An 18,915-nucleotide genomic window follows, 5' to 3' on the forward strand; every position below is an offset into this window, starting at 1 on the left:
CGTGGTTTCCGTGGAGTCAGTCACGAGGGTCCTCCGGGTCGAGTCCGAGCAACGGGAACGCTGCTCGACGGGTTGCCAGAATCGCGGAGTCGACGCGTTCGAGAGCTCGATCCGACGCTTCCGTCGATCCGGTTGCCGCACCCCCCGGGCCGTCCCATGCCGGGTAGTCGACGTCGCCTCCGTCGCCCATGACCTGGGGCAGATCGATGCTCGGTGCCATCGCCCGAACCCGCTCCCGCCACGAATCGGGCAGCGCGAGCCCGGCATCGACCGGGCGTCCGAGCGCTGCGGCGATCAGATAGGTCCACGCGCGAGGGACGACGCGGACCAGACCGTAACCGCCTCCGCCGACAGCGATCCATCGCCCGTCTGCGTGCTTGTCGGCCAGATCGCGCATCGCCAGGAACGCCGCGTTCTGACCGTCGACGGTGAGCGCGAGATCGGCCAGCGGATCCTCGCGATGACTGTCGACGCCACACTGGCTGACGATGATCTGAGGACGGAACGCCGCGACAGCCCCCGGCACGACGGCGTGAAATGCCCTCAGCCACAGCCTGTCTCCGGTGTTCGGCAGCAGAGGAACGTTGATCGACGTGCCCTCGGCGGCACCCGTTCCGACTTCGGTGGACCACCCGGTGTTCGGCCACAGCGTTGCAGGATGTTGATGCAGCGACACCGTCAGCACCCGCGGGTCGTCGACGAACGCGTGCTGGACGCCGTCACCGTGATGGGCGTCGACGTCGATGTACGCGATGCGATCGAACCCGTTGTCCAGCAGCCAGGAAATCGCGATCGCGGCGTCGTTGTAGACACAGAATCCCGATGCCCAGTCCGGCATCGCGTGGTGCATACCGCCACCGATGCTCACGGCCCGACGGGCTCTGCCCGACGCGATCTCCCTCGCGGCCGCCAGCGTTCCGCCGGCAAGCATCGCGCTGGCCTCGTGCATCTGTCGGAACACCGGATTGTCGTCGGAACCGAGACCGTGCTCGACCGCATCGGGATGGACGATCGACGGTCCCTTTTCGGGAGCGTTCTTGACCGCTTCGATGTACGCAGGGGTATGGATTCGCAGCAGTTCGCTGTCGCTCGCGGCCGTCGGTTCGACGGGCTCGATTCCGTCGAGCACCCCGATGCTGCGTGCCAGCGACATCGTCAGATCGAGGCGAGTGGGATTCATCGGGTGGTCGTCACTCCACCGATACGAGAGGTAATCGGGGCTCCAGACGACGATGTCGTCCTGGGCCGCCGCGGTGCTCGGAGGCGGTCCGGCCGCCAGGTCTGCCATGACGACAACGCTACTTGTCGTCATGGGGCGGCGCGAGCAACGGCGCGCGTCGCCCCGCGGTTACCGACGGGTACCCGAACGGGGCACGCGGGCGGTCGACCTACGACGCCGATTCGAGCTCGACAACGGTAGAATCGCCCGAGACGAAGGGGTTGAGTGTGAAGGATCTGGTCGACACCACGGAGATGTACCTCCGGACGATCTACGACTTGGAAGAAGAAGGCGTCGTGCCGCTGCGGGCACGTATCGCCGAGCGCCTCGAGCAGAGCGGTCCCACCGTCAGTCAGACAGTTGCCCGTATGGAACGCGACGGGCTGCTCTCGGTTGCGGGCGATCGCCACCTCGAGCTGACGGAGAAGGGCCGCAGCCTCGCGGTGTCGGTGATGCGCAAGCATCGCCTGGCCGAGCGACTGCTGGTCGATGTCATCGGACTTCGCTGGGAGGACGTGCACGCCGAGGCGTGCCGGTGGGAGCACGTGATGAGCGAGGAAGTCGAACGACGCCTCGTCACCGTGCTGAACAACCCCACCACGTCTCCGTACGGCAACCCGATTCCCGGGCTGGAAGAACTGGGTCTCGGACAGCCGGCGGCGCAGCACGAGGACTTGATTCGGCTGACCGATCTCCCCCACGGACAGGCGACGGCCGTCGTCGTACGTCGACTGGCCGAGCACGTGCAGTCGGATCCCGAAGTGATCTCACAGCTGCGTGATGCAGGCGTGGTCCCTGATGCACGGGTTACAGTCGAGGCGAAGGCGGGAACGGTCACGATCACCGTTCCCGGTCACGAAGGCATCGATATTTCGGACGAAATGGCCCACGCGGTTCAGGTCAAGCAGGTCTAGATCCCTCCAGTCGGGTACCGGGGCCTGTCTCGACGACCGGCCGCCGGCCCGACGAGGAGCGGACAGTGAAACTTTTGGTGACCGGCGGCGCCGGCTACGTCGGCAGTGTGTGCGCCGCGGTGTTGATCGAACGTGGCCACGAAGTGGTTGTCGTGGACAATCTGATCACCGGCAACCGCGACGCGGTGCCGCCACAGGCCACGTTCGTCGAAGCAGACATCAAGGACGTGGCAGCGTCCGTCCTCACCGGCGCGGAGTTCGACGGTGTTCTCCATTTCGCTGCACAGTCACTCGTCGGCGAGTCCGTCGTCGCGCCGGACAAGTACTGGACCGGCAACGTCGTGACCACTCTGGCGCTGCTGGACGCGATGCGTGAATCGGGCACTCCCCGACTCGTCTTCTCCTCGACGGCGGCAACGTACGGCGAGCCGGAGCAGACCCCGATCACCGAAGCGATGCCCACCGCCCCGACCAACCCGTACGGTGCGACGAAGCTGGCGATCGACCATGCGATCACGTCGTACGCGCACGCGTACGATCTCGCTGCGACGAGTCTCCGGTACTTCAACGTCGCGGGCGCGTACGCCGGATTCGGCGAGAACCGCGTCGTGGAAACCCATCTGATCCCGTTGGTGCTGCAGACCGCACTGGGCCAGCGCGCCAAGATCTCGGTGTTCGGCACCGACTGGCCGACTCCCGACGGCACGGCGGTGCGCGACTACATCCATGTCGCCGACCTGGCCGAGGCCCACATCCTGGCGCTCGAATCGTCGGCCGCAGGAACGCACCGGATCTACAACCTGGGCAGCGGAACCGGATTCTCGGTCAAGGAAGTCATCGAGGCGTGCAAACGCGTGACCGGCCTGGACATTCCGGTGGAGGAAGCACCGCGACGCGCAGGCGATCCGGCCGTCCTCATCGCGTCGAGCGATCGAGCGATCGCCGATCTGGGGTGGAAGCCACAGTTCACCGATCTGGACGTCATCGTGTCCGATGCCTGGACGTTCCTGCAGGAGCTCGGCGATCGGTCGCACGCCGCGACAAGCGGCCGTTGACACGGTTTCTCAGGGAGCGGCGAGCGGCAACGGCAGGCGCACGCCGCACTTGTCGGCTGTCGCATAGCCGCTGAGTGCAACTTCACGGATCAGCGCAGGGCCCGCGCCCGCGGAGAGCGATCGGTCGAGCAGCCGGGCGAGTGAGTGCTCGGGGTCGGCGTCCAACGCGACCTCGAGTGCTATCACTGCCATGGCACCGTCCCCGCGCGAGTACGCGCTGAACGCGAGAAGGCATGCGGCCGTTGCGCGTTCGGGCGCCGGGAGGACACGCGTCAACGTCGCCCACAACATCTCGGCGACGTGGGCCATCTCGGTGAGCACGAGCGCGAGCAGGCTGTCGCGCACGGGAAGACGGCCAAGAGCAGCTCCGATGGTCGCCGCGGTGTCGGCCGTGATGTCCAGCACAGGCGCGGCGTCGGGTGAATGCGTGTGCGCCCGGTCGAGGATGTCGAGAATCCGCGAGAGATGGGTTCCGTCCGAGTCGTGCCGTTCACCCCGCGCCTGGGGCATCAAATCCGCTACCCGCCGGCTGGTCTCGTCGTCGACCGGCTGCACCGCGTCGGCCAGCCGCTCGCGTGACGGCTGTACGAAGCGTCCCTCCATCGCGTAGGCGAGCGCGACCGGTGACGTCCGCGGGTCCCCCACTCGCCCCCATTCCTCCATGCCGTCCAACGACGCCCATTCCGCCCCTGCCGCGATCTCCGGCGTGAACAACACCCGAAGCACGTCGGTTCCCCGGGCACCGAAATCGTCGATCACGCACTGCGCCAACACTTCGTAACGCGCGTCGCCTACCGGGCCCGACATCGTCGCCGCACCTCGATCGTCGACGACGACGGCAATGGCGTCGAGCACGTCCTCGCGTTCGCACTGCGTGGCGAACCGGTCGATCACCTCGAGCATCCTGTCCGGGATCACGTAGAGGGTCGTGCCCGCGAACCGGCGGCATTCCGGGACGTCGAGGTCGTGCCGCATGACGGTGCCCGCGGTGATCGTGCCCCCGTCGTCGATGCGGAGGCAGATCAGCACAAGCGAGCGCTGCGGGACGAATCCGAGCATCGCAGGCAGAGCAGCAATCAGCTCCCCTGGCGCGTCGAGGCGGACGGTGACGGAAGAGGCGGGTCGGTCGTCGGAGTGTGTCGTCATGGGCACGAGCCTGGACCACCGGCCGAACGGGATCAGCCCGTCACCTGGGGCTGAGCGAAACCCTGTGGATCGAGCGAACTTGTGGACAGACCGCCCTCGCGATCAGCCTGCCTTGACCTTCTGCACGGCTGCGGTGAACAGTTCGTCCAGCGTGGCCGCATCGGGAGTGGAGTCGTCGAACGACATGTAGGTCGCGGCGATGCGCGTTCCGTCCACCTGAGCCATCAACGTCAGCATGGACTGCGTGATCGATTCGGTTCCCGATCCCGACGACACCGTCTGCTTCACGGCCAGAGTCTCGTCCGCGTCGATCGGGGGCGCGGGTGTGATCGTCGAACGAATGGTCGACGTGGCACCGGATTTGGTGGCCTCGACCTCGGCACACCGAGTCAACTGATCTTCGCGGTCCGACAGCGGCTCGTCGACGGAGGTGAGCTCGACCGAGATGGTCGCGCGGTTCGCGTTGTCGGTGCCGACGATCAGCGCCGCGGACGTCGGATCTGCCGGCTTGCACCCGGCGGGCGCCACCTCCGCGCCCGCGGGAATTCCCGTCAGGTCGGGAGAGGCCTGGCTGATGGCCTGGGGCGGGAGCACGATGGCCTCGTACGGGGCCGGGAACTGCGACGGGTCGATCAGCAGAGCATTCAGATCGGAGTCCGCGCCCGCCGAACTGCCGGGCGCCGGAGATGCTCCGGCGTCGCCGGCGGCGGGTGTTCCGGTGACCTTGCTGCCGCAGCCGGCGACGGTCAGCGCTGCGAGTGCGCCGAACGCGAGCAGAATCGGTCGAGACGTCGTCACGGAACGGCGCAACACGGAAGTGTCCTCCAGCGGTCTACGGCGGGTGTGGTCGATCCACCTTCTCACCTGTCAGGGCCGCCGAGCGGTAGGCACGCGGGGTGCGGCGTCGCCGCCCGTGATGCTCCTATGAGTGTCAACTGCGGATTTTCTGTGTGAGTAGTTGGAACATTTCGCGGGCGACGGCTCGTTTGAGGCAGCGGATGATGTCGCGTTTGCTTTTGCCTTGGGCGAGTCGTTTGTCGCGGTAGGCGCGGGTTCGGGTTTGAGGCAGCGGATGATGTCGCGTTTGCTTTTGCCTTGGGCGAGTCGTTTGTCGCGGTAGGCGCGGGTTCGGGGGTCGCGTTTGAGGCGGGCCAAAACGATGATGTGCAGTGCCCGGTTGGCTTGCCGGTTTCCGCCCCGGTTGAGTCGATGGCGAGTGGTTTTACCGGAGGATGCAGGGATCGGTGCGACTCCGCAGAGGCTGGCGAACGCGGCCTCGTTCGAGATCCGGTCGGGGTTGTCGCCGACGGTGATCAGCAGTTGCGCGGCGGTCTCGTAGCCCACTCCGAAACGGGCGATGAGGTCGGCGGCGGCGTCGTCGACGAGTGGGTGCAGGTCGGCTTCGAGGGCGGCGATCTCGTGGTCGAGCATGCGGATGCGGCGGGCCAGTGACCGCAACGCGGTTTTGACTGCCGCCTCGTAGCCCACTCCGAAACGGGCGATGAGGTCGGCGGCGGCGTCGTCGACGAGTGGGTGCAGGTCGGCTTCGAGGGCGGCGATCTCGTGGTCGAGCATGCGGATGCGGCGGGCCAGTGACCGCAACGCGGTTTTGACTGCCGCCGCCAGCGCGCCGGGTTCGACCACGCCCGGTCGTAGCCCTGCGCAGGCCTCGACCAAGGCCTTCGTCGAGAGATCGCGCAGCTGCTCTCGGATCGGCTCGGGCGCGTTGACCACCGCCGACTTCAATGCGGTGATCGCCTCGGCGCGGGATTTGACTGCGGTGCGACGAGCGTTGTGCAGGAATCGAATTGCTTCGACGTCCCCGTCGTGTGCTTTCGGGACGGCGCGCAGCTGCTCTCGGATCGGCTCGGGCGCGTTGACCACCGCCGACTTCAATGCGGTGATCGCCTCGGCGCGGGATTTGACTGCGGTGCGACGAGCGTTGTGCAGGAATCGAATTGCTTCGACGTCCCCGTCGTGTGCTTTCGGGACGGTGCGTGCGATACCCGCCGCTGCCAGGCGAGCGGCGCTGTAGGCGTCGAGGGAATCGGACTTGCCGTGGAATCGGCGTGACTGCCGGTCGGTGCGGTCGACGTCGACGACCTCGATGCCCGCTTCCTGCAGGACTGCAGTCAGCGCTGATCCGTAACTACCGGTGCCTTCGACACCGATTCGAGCGACGACACCGGCGCCGCGAACCCATGCCAGTAGAGCGCGGTAGCCGGCGGCGGTGGCGGGGTTTTCGGTCATGCTGGACACTGGTTATCCCTTCACGAGGTGACCACGCACCGGCCGGGACGGCGGACAACACAGTGACGGGACTCTTTGGTCAGGCTCCTATCAAGTCACTCCGCCCCACCGGTCGCGTGTGCTTCAGGTGTCCATCGATGCAGCAGCCGACACATCACGGGAAAGACAGCCATCGGCGTCAGCGCGGAAACGAGTCAAACCACTGCATCGACGAACCATTCCAGTATCACTGCGMGGTGGTCGATGATCGCGGCGTGGTGGGTGTCTTTGTGGGTGTCGACACCGGCGAACACGGTCAGGCTGACATCGGGTGGGTTTTCGGTCATGCTGGACACTGGTTATCCCTTCACGAGGTGACCACGCACCGGCCGGGACGGCGGACAACACAGTGACGGGACTCTTTGGTCAGGCTCCTATCAAGTCACTCCGCCCCACCGGTCGCGTGTGCTTCAGGTGTCCATCGATGCAGCAGCCGACACATCACGGGAAAGACAGCCATCGGCGTCAGCGCGGAAACGAGTCAAACCACTGCATCGACGAACCATTCCAGTATCACTGCGCGGAAAGTTAGCCCAGAGGCCGACTTTCCGCGCACGGGTGCGGAGCGCCTGTTACGAATACCAGGTCGGTTCGGGCAGTTCGCCGGTCAGAACCCAGCGGCCCACTTCGCGCCGCTTGTACGCGACCGGGTCGTGCAACGTGTGGGTACGGACGTTGCGCCAGAAGCGATCGAATCCGTACTTGCCTGCCGTCGCCCGTGCACCCAGAGCCTCGAACACCGTCGACGTGATCTCGAGCGACACTTCGGTCGCACGCGCTTTCACGGCGGCGACGCGGACCTCGTGGTCCCCTCGCTCCTCGGCCGTCACGTTCCATGCGTCGTCGTGAATGCGCTGCGCTTCCAACGCAACTGCGTCGGCGAGTGCTTCGACGGCCCACAGTTTGGACGTCAGATCCCCGTAGATGTCGATGATGTAAGGCTCGTCGACGGCGCGGTCGACCGTGCTGTGCAGCCACGCACGCGTCTTGTCCTTGGTGTACGCCGCCGCTTCCTCGAGAGCACCCCTCGCGATACCGAGGTAGAAGTTGACGAACACCAACTGGATCGTCGGTACGTTGAGCGTGTTGTAGACCCGGGGCTGAAACTGCTTGTCCACGAAGCCTGCTGCGCTCGCCCAGTCGACGCGCACCTTGTCGATGGTGACGCTGCCGCTCTCCGTCCGGCGCTGGCCGATGTTGTCCCAGTCGTCGTGGAACGTCAGACCCTCGATGTTCGACGGCACGATCGCGAAGACGTGGGCGTCGCTACCGGACAACGCCCCCTCGAGCACCGTCACGTCCGAGACGCGGCTGCCCGTCGAGAACGTCTTGGCGCCGTCGAAGACGATGGTGTCGCCCTCGTCGGTGACGACGACATCGCTGTCCCGCGGGTTGACCGCGCCGCCGAAGAACCACTTGTTCCGAGTCGCGTCCGCTTCGACGGCGTCGATCTGTTCGGGGGTCCCGACGAGCCGTGCCGCCCAGAACCACAGCAGGTGGTACCCGAGCAGCTGACCGATCGACCCGTCGGCGGCTGCGACCCGACGAATGACCTGATATGCCGTCGGCCAGTCCTGACCGGCTCCGCCGTGTTCGACGGGCCCGAGAAGGGTGACGAGGCCGGAATCCTTCAGCAACTGGACCTCGTCGTGCGGCGGTTCGGTGCCTCGGTCTCGCGCGACGGCGTCGACGGCGAGCAACTGCGCCACCTCCCCCGCCCGCGTGATCCACCCCTCGGGCGACGTCGGGGCATCCGGCCAGTCCTTGTGCAGAGCTCGGTTCTCGGTGGTTGTCATGCAGCCAGTGAAACCGTTGCCCGCAGGGATGAACACAGTTCGGATCAGGCTGATTCTGAGAAAGAAGGGCCGGATCTACTGAGCCGGTATCGACGCCATCACTCGGTCCGCGAGGGTCCGGACCGGGATTCCCGTTGCGTCGGATACGCGGTGCAGATCGTCGTGCTCGGGCTTCGCGCGGTGCGGCCCGACCTTGACCCGCACCGTCATGCCTTCGATTTCGACGTCGATCCACCGACGAGGCAACGTACGACGGTCGACGATCGTACGACGCACACCGAGCGTGCCGGTCTCCGCGAGCAGCCGTTCCTCGACCGTCGCCGCTGCCAGTTGTGAGCACAGCGCCGAGACGGTGTGCATCGGCCTGCCCTTCTTGCCGGTTCCGGGCGAGATCCAGGCATCGGCGGCGCCTGCGGCGAGCAGACGCTCGACGACGACAGCAAGCACTTCGCCCGTCACGTCGTCGAGGTTGGTCTCGAGCACGACCATCGCGTCGACGGGATCCGCGTCGGACACCGGCGTCCCCAGGACCGCGGTCAGGACGTTCGGCCGGCCCGGGGTGTCCCGCGTGCCCGCACCGTATCCGACGCTGTGCATCGTCATCGCGGGGACCGGACCGTACCGCGTTCCCGAGGTGGCGAGCAACGCGGCACCGGTCGGGGTGACCGTCTCGGTGTCCGTGTCCACTCCCACGACACGCGCGCCCCGGAGCAGGCCGAGCGTGGCAGGCGCGGGCACCGGCAGCAGCCCGTGCGCAGCGTGCGTCTGTCCGATGCCGAGACCGACGGCGCCGGAATACACCGCCGTGATGTCGAGCGCCGCCAACGCAGCAGCGACACCCACGGTGTCGACGATCGTGTCGACGCCACCCAACTCGTGCAGATGAACCTTCTCGACGGTGGAGTCGTGGATCTTCGCCTCGGTCTCGGCAACCGAGCGGATCGCGCGGACCGCGAACTGCGAAACCTGTTCCGGCATAGCCCGTGAGGCCATGTCCAGCAACTCCGACGCGTGACGGGCGGGAACGTGGTCGTCGACCGTGACGATCGCGTGCGTCGCGCGCACCCCCTGCCTCTCCACCGACTCGGTCTCGAGCGTCCAGCCGGTGATGCCCGTGGACTCGATCGCGTCGCGAACGACGTCGATCGGGGCACCGAGGTCCAGCAGCGCACCCAGCATCATGTCCCCCGAAATTCCTGCAATCGGGTTGAGCCACAGAATCATTCGACGGCCTTCGTTCGCGTGTAGGACTGCGCCAACCGGAACGCAGCCATGGCAGCACCGAAACCGGAGTCGATGTTGACGACGGTCACGCCCGCGGCGCACGAGGTCATCATCGCCAGTAGCGCGGTGACGCCGTCCAACGCGGCGCCGTATCCGGTGGAGGTCGGCACCGCGATCACCGGACTCGCGACGAGCCCTCCGACGACGCTGGCCAGCGCACCTTCCATACCGGCGACGACCACGACGGCGTCGAGAGCACGGATCTCGTCCACGCGGGCCATGATCCGATGGATTCCGGCGACTCCGACGTCGCGAATCTCGGTGACCGACAACCCGATCGCCGACGCCACCGCCGCTGCTTCCGACGCGACCGGACCGTCGGCGGTGCCCGCGGTGACGACACCGAGCGTGAACGCTCCCGGTGCCGCGCTACGCCAGGCGAGCACGCGGCCGACGGTGTCGTACGTGGAACCGGGAACCGCGTCCCCCACTACCGCTGCGGTATCCGCGGAGACCCGGGTGACCAGCACCGGCCCGGAGTTGTTCTGCAGCAACAGCTCGACGATGCGCGCGATCTCGACGTCGGTCTTGCCCGGTCCGTACACGACCTCCGGCAGACCCTGCCGGCGTTCACGATCCAGGTCGACGGTGTAATTCGGCTCGCGCATCATCGCACGACCGGCGTCAGGCTCAGCAGCGCGTTCATGCTCCCGCTTCGAAGGCCGCGGAGATCGAGCGAACCGAACACGAATCCGGCTCGGTCGAGGATGCGGAGAATGTCGTCGCGAGAGTCGAACGCAGCAGCCATGTCTCGCTCGGCTACCTCCACGCGCGCGAGCGTTCCGTCGGCGTGGGTACGCACTCGGAGCTCTCGGAACCCGAGGTCGTGCAGCGCCTGTTCGGCGTGCTCGATCTTTCCGAGCACGTCGGCCGTCACTCGGTCGCCGTATGCGATGCGCGACGAGAGGCACGCGGCCGCAGGCTTGTCCGCCGTGACCAGACCCCACTCGGCGCTGATTGCTCGCACATCTGCCTTGGTGAGTTCCGCATCGACCATCGGTGCGATGGCACCGCGCTGTGCCGCAGCGGTCTGCCCTGGGCGGTGATCGCCGAGATCGTCCAGATTGGTGCCGAGGGCCATACGCGCACCCATCAGCGTCGCCAAGGGAGTCAACGCGTCGAACAGCGCACTCTTGCAGTGGAAGCACCGGTTTCCGGTGTTCGCGACGTACTCCGGATCGTCGAGTTCGTCCGTGCAGACCTCCACGTGAGCGATGCCATGCTCGCGGGCGAACCGGCGTGCCGCGGCACGTTCGGCGGACGGCAGACTCGCCGACACCGCGGTGACGGCGACTGCACGGTCACCGAGCACGCGATGCGCGGCCGTCGCGAGCAACGCGGAATCCGCGCCGCCCGAGAACGCCACCAACAGCTTCTCTTCCCCTGCGAGCCGAGCCGTCAAGCGTTCGGCTGCGTCCGACACAGTCACGACTGCACCGCCGACACGTACGGAATGGTCTGCGGCCCTTCGGGAAGAACACAGACACGAGCCTCGGGTCCGACGCGTCGCAGCTCTTCGTCGACTGCGGCAGCGATGTCCTCGACGAGGAAAAGATGCGCGGTGCGCAGTTCCTCGTCGGACAGGAACGTCGTGTGCATGCCGATGCGCGCCTTGGCGAGTACACGCGCGAGTACCTGAACCTGCCACTGATCCGGCACCGTCTTCTCACGTGCCGAGATGGCGGTCAGCAGTTCGGCGGGCGTGGACTCGGAGGCGAGGACCTCACGGAACGATCCGTGATCGGGGAAACCGTCGCTGCACTCGGCGGCGCAGATGATGAGACCACCGGGCTTGACTACCGTTGCGGCAGCGGTCATTCCCTTCACTGCCTGGTAGACGCTCTGATCCAGAGGGAAGCCGGAGTTGGTGGTGACGACCACGTCGTACAGCTGCGGCACCGGGACCATCGACAGCTCTCGCACCACCTCGCGTGTCGTCTCGTGCATCGCCAGCAGTTCACCGCCGAATGCTGCGACGACCTTCTGCTCGCGGTTGAGAACGACGTCGAGAGCGAAATCGACGCCCGTGCCCGACGCGATCGCACGCACGTCGTCGTGCACCGGATTGCCCTCGCAGACAGCCCATGTCGCCTTCTCACTACCGATGCGGGCCGCGTTGTGCAGGGTCAGGACCGTGTCGAGGCCGGCGAGCCCGGGCGCCACGAGCTTCGGGCCGCCACTGAACCCGGCGAAGAAGTGCGGCTCGACGAAGCCCGTCGTGATCTTGACGTCGGACTCGGCCCAGATCCGGTTCAGCCAGACCGGCACCCCGTCACCGTAGGTGCCCATCCACTTCAGCGAATCGTCGTCGCGTGCATCGTGATTGACGATGCGCATCGTGTCGACGAGCTCGTCGCCCAGCATGATCCGCAGTTCTTCGTCGGTGTTGCCACGATGGGTTCCGGTGGCGACCAGCAGCGTGAAGTCGTCCTTGGTGGAGATGCCCTCCAGCTCGGCGAGCAGCGCACGCACCATCAGTTCACGGGGTTGTGGCCGGGTCAGGTCGCACAGCGACACTGCGATCTTCTGACCTGGCTTGACCACCTCGCGCAGAGGCGGCCCAGCAACCGGCTTGGCCAACGCCTGACGCAGCAGGCTCGGAACGTCGTCGGATGCGGGCTGGTAGGTGGGCGCGACGACGGTGGTGCGGTCCTCGGGCAGTTCGATCGTCAGACCGGTTCTGCCGTAGGCGAGTTCCACCGGAATCCGGGACTCGCCGTCTCGTTCGGTCATGACTACTCCTCGTTCTCGTGTTCGTGGTGCACGCGGCGGATCTACTCACCCGTACCGCGGCCGAATGGGGCAGCCCGAGGAACGGACTGCCCCACGCGGGCTTTCGATGGCTGTGTCTACGACGCTACCGTGGCGAGTTGCTACGGAACCATCCAGCCGAGGACCGGTGTGGACTGGAGCACGATCAGCGCCGTGATGACGGCCAGCAGTCCGAGGCTCCACGGAAGCAGTTTGCGGAACAGTGTGCTCTCCGAGCCGACGACGCCCACCGCGGCGGATGCGACGGCCAGGTTCTGCAGCGACAGCATCTTGCCCATGACGCCTGCCGACGAGTTGGACGCTGCCATCAGCGTGGCCGACAAGCCGGTCTGATCGGCCGCGGTCACCTGCATGGCGCCGAAGAGCGAGTTCGACGACGTGTCCGAGCCGGTCAGCGCGACGCCCAGCCAACCGATGATCGGCGACAGGACGGCGAAGAACGCGCCGGTCGACGCGAGCGCCAGTCCGAGCGATGTGGTCAGACCCGACAGGTTCATGACGAACGACAGCGCGAGCACCGACGTGACGGTGACGATCGTCCACTTGAGCTGCACGAGGGTGGCGCCGAACGTGCGGATGCCCCGCATCGGGCTGATCTTGTAGATACCCATCGTGATGATGCCCGAGAGCAGCAGCAGGGTTCCCGTCGCGGCGAGATGGTCGAACTTGAACTTCTGTGCGGCAACGGCATTTCCGTCGGCATCGACCACGTCGAGACCCGGCCACTGGAACGTCGTACTACCGATTCCCACGAGAGCGGACTTGACGGCCGGAATCTGAGCGATCGAAAAGATCACGATGACGACGAGGTACGGAGCTGCAGCCATCAGAACGTGACGCAGCGGGGGCCGCTTGACGACGACTGCGCCGGTGACCGCCGTCGCGGTGCCGGACGATCCGGTACCGCCGCCGTCGATTCCGCCGGTCTCGATGCGATCGGCATCCGTGGGCTCGGTGCTGGAGATGATCTCCTTCGGCTGCCAGACGCGCAGGAACGCCAGTACCGCAATGATCGTCGCGACTGCGGCGAGCACGTCGGTCAGCTCGACCGCGATGTAGTTGGACACCAGGAACTGAGCGAGACCGAAGACGAAGCCCGCGACGAGCGCGACCGGCCACGTGTGCTTGATGCCGCGCTTGCCGTCGACCAGGAGGACGAGCAGCATCGGCACGATGATGGCGACGAGCGGTGTCTGACGACCGGCCATGCTGGACAGTTCGTGCAGCTCGATTCCCGTGACGCCGTTCAGTGCGATGATCGGGGTACCCATCGATCCGAACGCGACCGGCGCGGTGTTGGCGAGCAGACAGATGACTGCGGCCTTGATCGGGTTCATGCCCGTCGCGATCAGCATTGCGGCCGTGATGGCAACCGGCGCACCGAAGCCTGCGAGCGACTCGAGCAGGGCTCCGAAGCAGAAGGCGATGAGAACAGCCAGGATTCGGAGGTCGTTGGAGATCGACCGGATGGTCGTTCCCAGCGTCTCGAACCACGGGGTGTCGGCACTGAGTCGGTAGATCCACAACGCGGTGATCAAGATCCAGAGGATCGGGGTCAGGCCGTAGGTGACACCGGCGGCCGCCGCACTGAGAGTCTGCCCGACGGGCATGCTCCACACCACCACGGCCAGGATCAGCGCGATGGCCAGTCCGGTCAGGGCAGACAGGTGCGCCTTGACGCGAAACACGCCGAGCAGCACGAACATCGTGACGAGGGGGATGGCAGCGACCAGGGCCGACAGGGCCAGGGACCCGCCGACGGGATCGTTGATCTGTTGAAACATCAGGTCTCTTTCGATTTTTCTAGCAATCAGCTGCAGGAGTGGAGCCTGCGGAATGACCCAGGGAGGGGGAGAAGGTGCCGTACATGGCGGCGATGTGCGAGGCGCTGCTACGAATCAGATCGATTGCCTCATCGGTCATCTCGACCAGAGTCGACGGTCCGGAGGCGATCGACACGGCTGCGGTGATGCCCGCATCCCGAGCTTCCTTCGGATCCAGCATCACTCGCCCCGCCACCACGACGACGGGACACCCGGACGGTACCGCACCGGCGACGCCTGCAACGACTTTTCCGTTCAACGACTGCGAATCGAACGAGCCTTCACCGGTCAGGACGAGATCCGCCTGCGCGCAGAGCTCACGAAATCCGACGGCACCCATCACGAGTTCGGAGCCCGGAAGAAACTCGGTCGTCAGTACTGCGGACAGGCACGCAGGCATTCCACCTGCAGCGCCCGCGCCCGATAGCTCGCGCGCATCGACACCCGTCGAATCGGCAAGAACCGCCGCGAGATTCGCGAGCCCAGCGTCGATGACCTGAACCTGCTCCGGAGTCGCGCCTTTCTGCGGCCCGAAAACCGATGCAGCGCCGCGGCTTCCGAGCAGTGGGTTGTCCACGTCCAGCGCGACGCGAAAGTGCACATCGGCTGCACGCGGATGCCTACCCGTCATGTCGACCGAGCGAATCTCGCCCAATCCCTGCGCACCGCTTGCGACTTCGACCCCGGACTCGTCGAGGAACTTCACACCCAGCGCACTCGCGAAGCCCATGCCTCCGTCGTTGCTCGCGCTGCCGCCGATGCACAGCAGGATGTCGGTGACACCCTCGTCCATCAGATGACGGGCCAGGATCCCGACCCCGTAACTGTCTGCGCGCATCGGCTGGAGGTCTACATCGGACACGTGCGGAAGTCCGTTCGCTTCCGCGGCCTCGATGACTCCTGTTGTGCCGTCAGCGGATACGGCGACCCGAGCACGACGAGGGCGCCCGATGGCGTCGACGGTATCGACCTCACGGATATCGGCGTTCAATCCCGCCGCGAGAGCGTCGAGCGTGCCCTCCCCGCCGTCCGCCAGCGGGCATTCGATCACCGTCACCGCCGGACCCAGGGCGTCCCGCACTCCGTCAGCCATGGCCGCAGCGGCCTCCGACGCAGAGCAGGAGCCCTTGAACGAGTCCGGAGCCGTGACCACGGTAAGTCTCTTTTGCTCCATCTCTGTAGGCTAGGTCACAAAGATTCGGCCAGATATAGGCGTCGGACACATATATCGGATCGATTTCACCCAAATATCAGTGCGTCGCGCACTCTTTACGCTCTGTTGATCGATTCAGCTGTCAATGCGATGCGCATCGTGACCGCATCGTCGAACGTACGAAGATCGAGCCCGGTCAGAGCTTGGATGCGGTTCAACCGCTGCACGACGGTATTGCGATGCGCGTGCAATGCCGCTGCCGACGCCACCACCGAAAGATCGTGCGCCAACACGACCGCGGCCGTGTGACGCAACGTGGCGGACAACGGCCCGAGGGTGCGCGACGCGCAGTCCGTGGACAGTTCCGTCGCCTGCTGCGCCAGCAGGATCTCGAGAGCGAACCCACTCAGCTCGTGAACGCCACCGTCGTTCACTTTCGTTGTGCGAGTGAGAATGTCGAGACGTTTGGCGTCGACGACGAGCTCCGCGGTCGTCGCGGACGGACGTCCGGCGACGACCGTCGCACCACGCGAGCGCAGCCTGTCGAGCACCACGCTCCGCACTCCGTCGTTCGCTCGTCCGAGCAGAAACCAGACGACACCGGCGCGTTCGATGCCGACGACGTTGTCGAGTCCCGTCATCGAGGACTCCAACCTCGACGGCTGTGCGTCCGTGCCTGCCGTGTCGAACGCGACCAGCACACTCCACGGAGGACGACTGGGTCGTCCCACATCGTCGAGCACGGCGCTCACACGCGCCTCGGACACCCTCGGTTCACTGATCAGCGTGTTCAGCAGGTCTCGCAAAGTCGATGCACGCCAATGAGAATCGACGAGCTGCTGTTCCTGACGCACCAGCAGCATCACCGTCAGGACGACCACGCGCGCAACGGGTTCGACGACAGACGGCTTGCCCGTCACGCCCACCACTCCGACGGCTTCCCCGTCGATCACCAGGGGCACGTTGACACCGGCCTTGGACTGCTCGCGGTCGCGCGCGATCCGGACGATGTCTCGTTTCGCGAGCGCAGCGATGGCCCCGTCGTGACTCGTTCCGAGCCTGGACGGGTCGGCCGACGCGATGATGACGCCGCGGTCGTCCATGATGTTGACGTTGTGCTCGACCACGGGACGCACCTGGTCGACGACTCGCTGGGCGAGCTCTGCAGTCAGCACGCTGGTACTCCCTTCCACGACCGCATCGATGGACCACCACAACCGTCTATCGGTTGCCACGTGACATCGATGCCGATAGAGCGTACGAAAAAGGCCCGCCGCTGACGCGACGGGCCCTTTCGACAGGAACTGCTTACTTCACGGAAAGCGATTCCAGGATCTCGCGAGCGAGTGCAGCGGTCTCGGACGGCGTCTTGCCGACCTTGACGCCTGCAGCCTCGAGCGCGTCCTTCTTCGCCTGAGCCGTGCCCGACGAGCCGGAGACGATGGCGCCTGCGTGGCCCATGGTCTTGCCCTCGGGAGCGGTGAAGCCTGCGACGTAGCCGACGACCGGCTTGGTCACGTTGGCCTTGATGTAGTCGGCCGCACGCTCTTCGGCGTCGCCACCGATCTCACCGATCATGACGATCAGCTTGGTCTCGGGGTCGTTCTCGAACGCCTCGATGGCGTCGATGTGCGTCGTACCGATGACCGGGTCTCCACCGATGCCGATGGCCGTCGAGAAGCCGAAGTCACGGAGTTCGTACATCATCTGGTAGGTCAGGGTGCCGGACTTCGAGACGAGGCCGACGGGTCCCTTGTCGGTGATGTTCGCCGGGGTGATGCCGACGAGAGCCTCACCGGGCGTGATGATTCCGGGGCAGTTCGGGCCGATGATGCGGGTCTTCTTGCCCTTCTCCACGTTGTAGGCCCACGCGTAAGCGGAGTCCTGCACGGGGATGCCCTCGGTGATGACGACGAGCAGCGGGATCTCCGCGTCGATCGCCTCGACGATGGCGTCCTTGGAGAATGCCGGGGGAACGAACGCGATGGAGGTGTCCGCACCGGTCTTCTCGATTGCCTCGGCGACCGAAGCGAACACGGGAAGCTCGATGTCGTTGCCCTGTGCGTCGACATGCTTGACCGTCGTGCCGGCCTTGCGTGCGTTGACGCCACCGACGACGTTGGTGCCGGCCTTGAGCATCAGGGCGGTGTGCTTGGTTCCCTCGCCACCGGTGATGCCCTGGACGATGACCTTGTTGTCCTTGTTCAGAAAGATAGACATGGTTTCCTCTACTTCGCTGCCAGCTCGGCGGCCTTGTCGGCGCCTTCATCCATGGTTCCGGCGAGCGTCACCAGCGGGTGCGCGGCGTCGGCGAGAATCTTGCGTCCCTCTTCGACCTTGTTGCCGTCGAGACGCACTACCAGCGGCTTGTTGGCGTCGTCGCCCAGCTTCTTCAGCGCGCCGACGATGCCGTTGGCGACAGCGTCACACGCGGTGATGCCACCGAAGACGTTGACGAACACGCTCTTGACCTGCTCGTCACCGAGGATCACGTCGAGGCCTGCAGCCATGACCTCTGCGGAGGCGCCGCCTCCGATGTCGAGGAAGTTGGCAGGCTTGACGCCACCGTGCGCTTCACCGGCGTATGCGACGACGTCCAGCGTGGACATGACCAGTCCGGCGCCGTTGCCGATGATGCCGACCTGTCCGTCGAGCTTGACGTAGTTGAGGTCGTTCTCCTTGGCCTTGGCCTCGAGAGGATCGGCCGCGTCCTTGTCCTCGAAGTCCGCGTGGGCTTCGTGGCGGAAGTCTGCGTTCGCGTCGAGCGTGACCTTTCCGTCGAGCGCGAGAATCTGGTCGTCGGGGGTGCGAACCAGCGGGTTGACCTCGACGAGAAGCGCGTCTTCCTTGATGAAGACTTCCCACAGCTTCTGGATGGTCACCGCAGCGGCGTCGAGCACCTCGGCGGGCAGCTTGCCCTTTTCAGCGATATCACGAGCAAATGCGAGGTCGACGCCCTTCACGGCATCGACCGGGATCTTCGCGAGTGCGTCCGGGTTCTCCTCGGCCGTCACCTCGATCTCCACGCCACCCTCGACGGAACACATCGCGAGGTAGGTGCGGTTGGTGCGGTCGAGCAGGAAGGAGATGTAGTACTCCTCGGCGATGTCGGAGGCTTCTGCAACGAGAAGCTTCTTCACGACGTGGCCCTTGATGTCGAGGCCGAGGATCGCTTCTGCGTTCTCGGTAGCTGCCGCGACGTCCTTGGAGTACTTGACGCCGCCGGCCTTGCCTCGACCGCCGACCTTGACCTGTGCCTTGACCATCACAGGCTTGCCGATTTCCTCGGCAATCTGAGTTGCACCAGCAACCGTGTCGGTGACACGGCCTGCGGACGTGGGTACGTCGTGCTTGGCGAACAATTCCTTCGCCTGGTATTCGAAGAGATCCATCAGCTCACCGTCTCGTCTACGTTGACGCCCGCTCAAGGGGTGTGAGCGGGTCCGGTCATCGACTTTATCCAG

At 65.8% G+C, this 18,915-nt stretch carries 17 protein-coding genes; 2 read left to right on the top strand and 15 right to left on the bottom strand.

Annotated features, from left to right (window positions below):
• Nucleotides 1-16 precede the first annotated feature (16 nt).
• On the bottom strand, nucleotides 17-1,288 hold the full coding sequence (locus A3K89_RS09575) for an acetoin utilization protein AcuC (protein ID WP_068424504.1): 1,272 nt from the start codon (nucleotides 1,286-1,288) through the stop codon (nucleotides 17-19).
• 158 nt (nucleotides 1,289-1,446) lie between these two features.
• Between A3K89_RS09575 and A3K89_RS09580 the strand changes: the two genes are divergently transcribed.
• The gene (locus A3K89_RS09580) at nucleotides 1,447-2,133 is read left to right on the top strand and encodes a metal-dependent transcriptional regulator (protein WP_068424508.1); all 687 of its coding nucleotides are present in this window, start codon (nucleotides 1,447-1,449) and stop codon (nucleotides 2,131-2,133) included.
• 65 nt (nucleotides 2,134-2,198) lie between these two features.
• Nucleotides 2,199-3,188: a UDP-glucose 4-epimerase GalE gene (gene galE, locus A3K89_RS09585; RefSeq protein ID WP_068424511.1), complete on the top strand. Its 990-nt coding sequence runs from the start codon at nucleotides 2,199-2,201 to the stop codon at nucleotides 3,186-3,188.
• A gap of 9 nt (nucleotides 3,189-3,197) precedes the next feature.
• Here galE and A3K89_RS09590 read toward each other — a convergent pair whose 3' ends face one another.
• The 14 genes from A3K89_RS09590 to sucC all read right to left on the bottom strand — a co-directional run bounded on the left by A3K89_RS09590 (nucleotide 3,198) and on the right by sucC (nucleotide 18,843).
• On the bottom strand, nucleotides 3,198-4,334 hold the full coding sequence (locus A3K89_RS09590) for a DUF4192 domain-containing protein (protein ID WP_068424514.1): 1,137 nt from the start codon (nucleotides 4,332-4,334) through the stop codon (nucleotides 3,198-3,200).
• A 102-nt stretch (nucleotides 4,335-4,436) separates the two neighbouring features.
• Nucleotides 4,437-5,144, bottom strand: coding sequence for a sensor domain-containing protein (locus tag A3K89_RS09595; protein ID WP_371828801.1), 708 nt, complete (start codon nucleotides 5,142-5,144; stop codon nucleotides 4,437-4,439).
• Nucleotides 5,145-5,201: 57 nt separating this feature from the next.
• Nucleotides 5,202-6,584, bottom strand: coding sequence for a transposase (locus tag A3K89_RS09600; protein WP_068424516.1), 1,383 nt, complete (start codon nucleotides 6,582-6,584; stop codon nucleotides 5,202-5,204).
• Nucleotides 6,585-6,778: 194 nt separating this feature from the next.
• On the bottom strand, nucleotides 6,779-6,910 hold the full coding sequence (locus A3K89_RS26575; RefSeq protein ID WP_302050731.1) for a hypothetical protein: 132 nt from the start codon (nucleotides 6,908-6,910) through the stop codon (nucleotides 6,779-6,781).
• Between the two features lie 285 nt (nucleotides 6,911-7,195).
• The gene (locus A3K89_RS09605) at nucleotides 7,196-8,419 is read right to left on the bottom strand and encodes an acyl-CoA dehydrogenase family protein (RefSeq protein WP_068426002.1); all 1,224 of its coding nucleotides are present in this window, start codon (nucleotides 8,417-8,419) and stop codon (nucleotides 7,196-7,198) included.
• A 75-nt stretch (nucleotides 8,420-8,494) separates the two neighbouring features.
• Entirely contained in the window at nucleotides 8,495-9,643 is a 1,149-nt protein-coding gene (gene larC, locus A3K89_RS09610; protein ID WP_068424519.1) for a nickel pincer cofactor biosynthesis protein LarC, read from the bottom strand.
• On the bottom strand, nucleotides 9,640-10,314 hold the full coding sequence (larB, locus tag A3K89_RS09615) for a nickel pincer cofactor biosynthesis protein LarB (protein ID WP_157105280.1): 675 nt from the start codon (nucleotides 10,312-10,314) through the stop codon (nucleotides 9,640-9,642). Before larB ends, larC begins: the two co-directional genes overlap by 4 nt.
• The gene (larE, locus tag A3K89_RS09620; RefSeq protein WP_254303478.1) at nucleotides 10,311-11,132 is read right to left on the bottom strand and encodes an ATP-dependent sacrificial sulfur transferase LarE; all 822 of its coding nucleotides are present in this window, start codon (nucleotides 11,130-11,132) and stop codon (nucleotides 10,311-10,313) included. The genes larB and larE overlap by 4 nt, the downstream gene beginning before the upstream one ends.
• Nucleotides 11,129-12,436: a nickel-dependent lactate racemase gene (gene larA, locus A3K89_RS09625; RefSeq protein WP_068424525.1), complete on the bottom strand. Its 1,308-nt coding sequence runs from the start codon at nucleotides 12,434-12,436 to the stop codon at nucleotides 11,129-11,131. The genes larE and larA overlap by 4 nt, the downstream gene beginning before the upstream one ends.
• Before the next feature lie 140 nt (nucleotides 12,437-12,576).
• Complete coding sequence (locus A3K89_RS09630) at nucleotides 12,577-14,259, bottom strand: L-lactate permease (RefSeq protein ID WP_068424528.1); 1,683 nt, start codon at nucleotides 14,257-14,259, stop codon at nucleotides 12,577-12,579.
• Nucleotides 14,260-14,278: 19 nt separating this feature from the next.
• Nucleotides 14,279-15,472 carry a glycerate kinase gene (locus tag A3K89_RS09635; protein ID WP_068424530.1) on the bottom strand — a complete coding sequence of 398 codons (1,194 nt, stop codon included), beginning with the start codon at nucleotides 15,470-15,472 and terminating at the stop codon, nucleotides 14,279-14,281.
• A gap of 95 nt (nucleotides 15,473-15,567) precedes the next feature.
• A complete protein-coding gene (locus A3K89_RS09640; RefSeq protein WP_068426007.1) occupies nucleotides 15,568-16,626 on the bottom strand; it encodes a CdaR family transcriptional regulator in 1,059 nt (352 codons plus the stop codon).
• 133 nt (nucleotides 16,627-16,759) lie between these two features.
• Complete coding sequence (gene sucD / locus A3K89_RS09645) at nucleotides 16,760-17,671, bottom strand: succinate--CoA ligase subunit alpha (protein ID WP_068424533.1); 912 nt, start codon at nucleotides 17,669-17,671, stop codon at nucleotides 16,760-16,762.
• A gap of 8 nt (nucleotides 17,672-17,679) precedes the next feature.
• Nucleotides 17,680-18,843 (bottom strand): ADP-forming succinate--CoA ligase subunit beta, encoded by a 1,164-nt coding sequence (sucC, locus tag A3K89_RS09650; RefSeq protein ID WP_068424535.1) that lies wholly within the window; start codon nucleotides 18,841-18,843, stop codon nucleotides 17,680-17,682.
• Nucleotides 18,844-18,915: the final 72 nt, after the last annotated feature.

The sequence above is a fragment of the Rhodococcoides kyotonense genome, from assembly GCF_001645385.1.
Taxonomy (GTDB): Bacteria; Actinomycetota; Actinomycetes; order Mycobacteriales; family Mycobacteriaceae; genus Rhodococcoides; species Rhodococcoides kyotonensis_B.

Bases quoted from the DNA above. Each gene is read 5' to 3' on its own strand.
- sucD (WP_068424533.1), bottom strand. From the start codon at position 17,671: ATGTCTATCTTTCTGAACAAGGACAACAAGGTCATCGTCCAGGGCATC.
- larA (WP_068424525.1), bottom strand. From the start codon at position 12,436: ATGACCGAACGAGACGGCGAGTCCCGGATTCCGGTGGAACTCGCCTAC.
- A3K89_RS09575 (WP_068424504.1), bottom strand. From the start codon at position 1,288: ATGGCAGACCTGGCGGCCGGACCGCCTCCGAGCACCGCGGCGGCCCAG.
- A3K89_RS09605 (WP_068426002.1), bottom strand. From the start codon at position 8,419: ATGACAACCACCGAGAACCGAGCTCTGCACAAGGACTGGCCGGATGCC.
- A3K89_RS09630 (WP_068424528.1), bottom strand. From the start codon at position 14,259: ATGTTTCAACAGATCAACGATCCCGTCGGCGGGTCCCTGGCCCTGTCG.
- A3K89_RS09590 (WP_068424514.1), bottom strand. From the start codon at position 4,334: ATGACGACACACTCCGACGACCGACCCGCCTCTTCCGTCACCGTCCGC.
- larC (WP_068424519.1), bottom strand. From the start codon at position 9,643: ATGATTCTGTGGCTCAACCCGATTGCAGGAATTTCGGGGGACATGATG.
- A3K89_RS09635 (WP_068424530.1), bottom strand. From the start codon at position 15,472: ATGGAGCAAAAGAGACTTACCGTGGTCACGGCTCCGGACTCGTTCAAG.
- larB (WP_157105280.1), bottom strand. From the start codon at position 10,314: ATGATGCGCGAGCCGAATTACACCGTCGACCTGGATCGTGAACGCCGG.
- A3K89_RS09600 (WP_068424516.1), bottom strand. From the start codon at position 6,584: ATGACCGAAAACCCCGCCACCGCCGCCGGCTACCGCGCTCTACTGGCA.
- sucC (WP_068424535.1), bottom strand. From the start codon at position 18,843: ATGGATCTCTTCGAATACCAGGCGAAGGAATTGTTCGCCAAGCACGAC.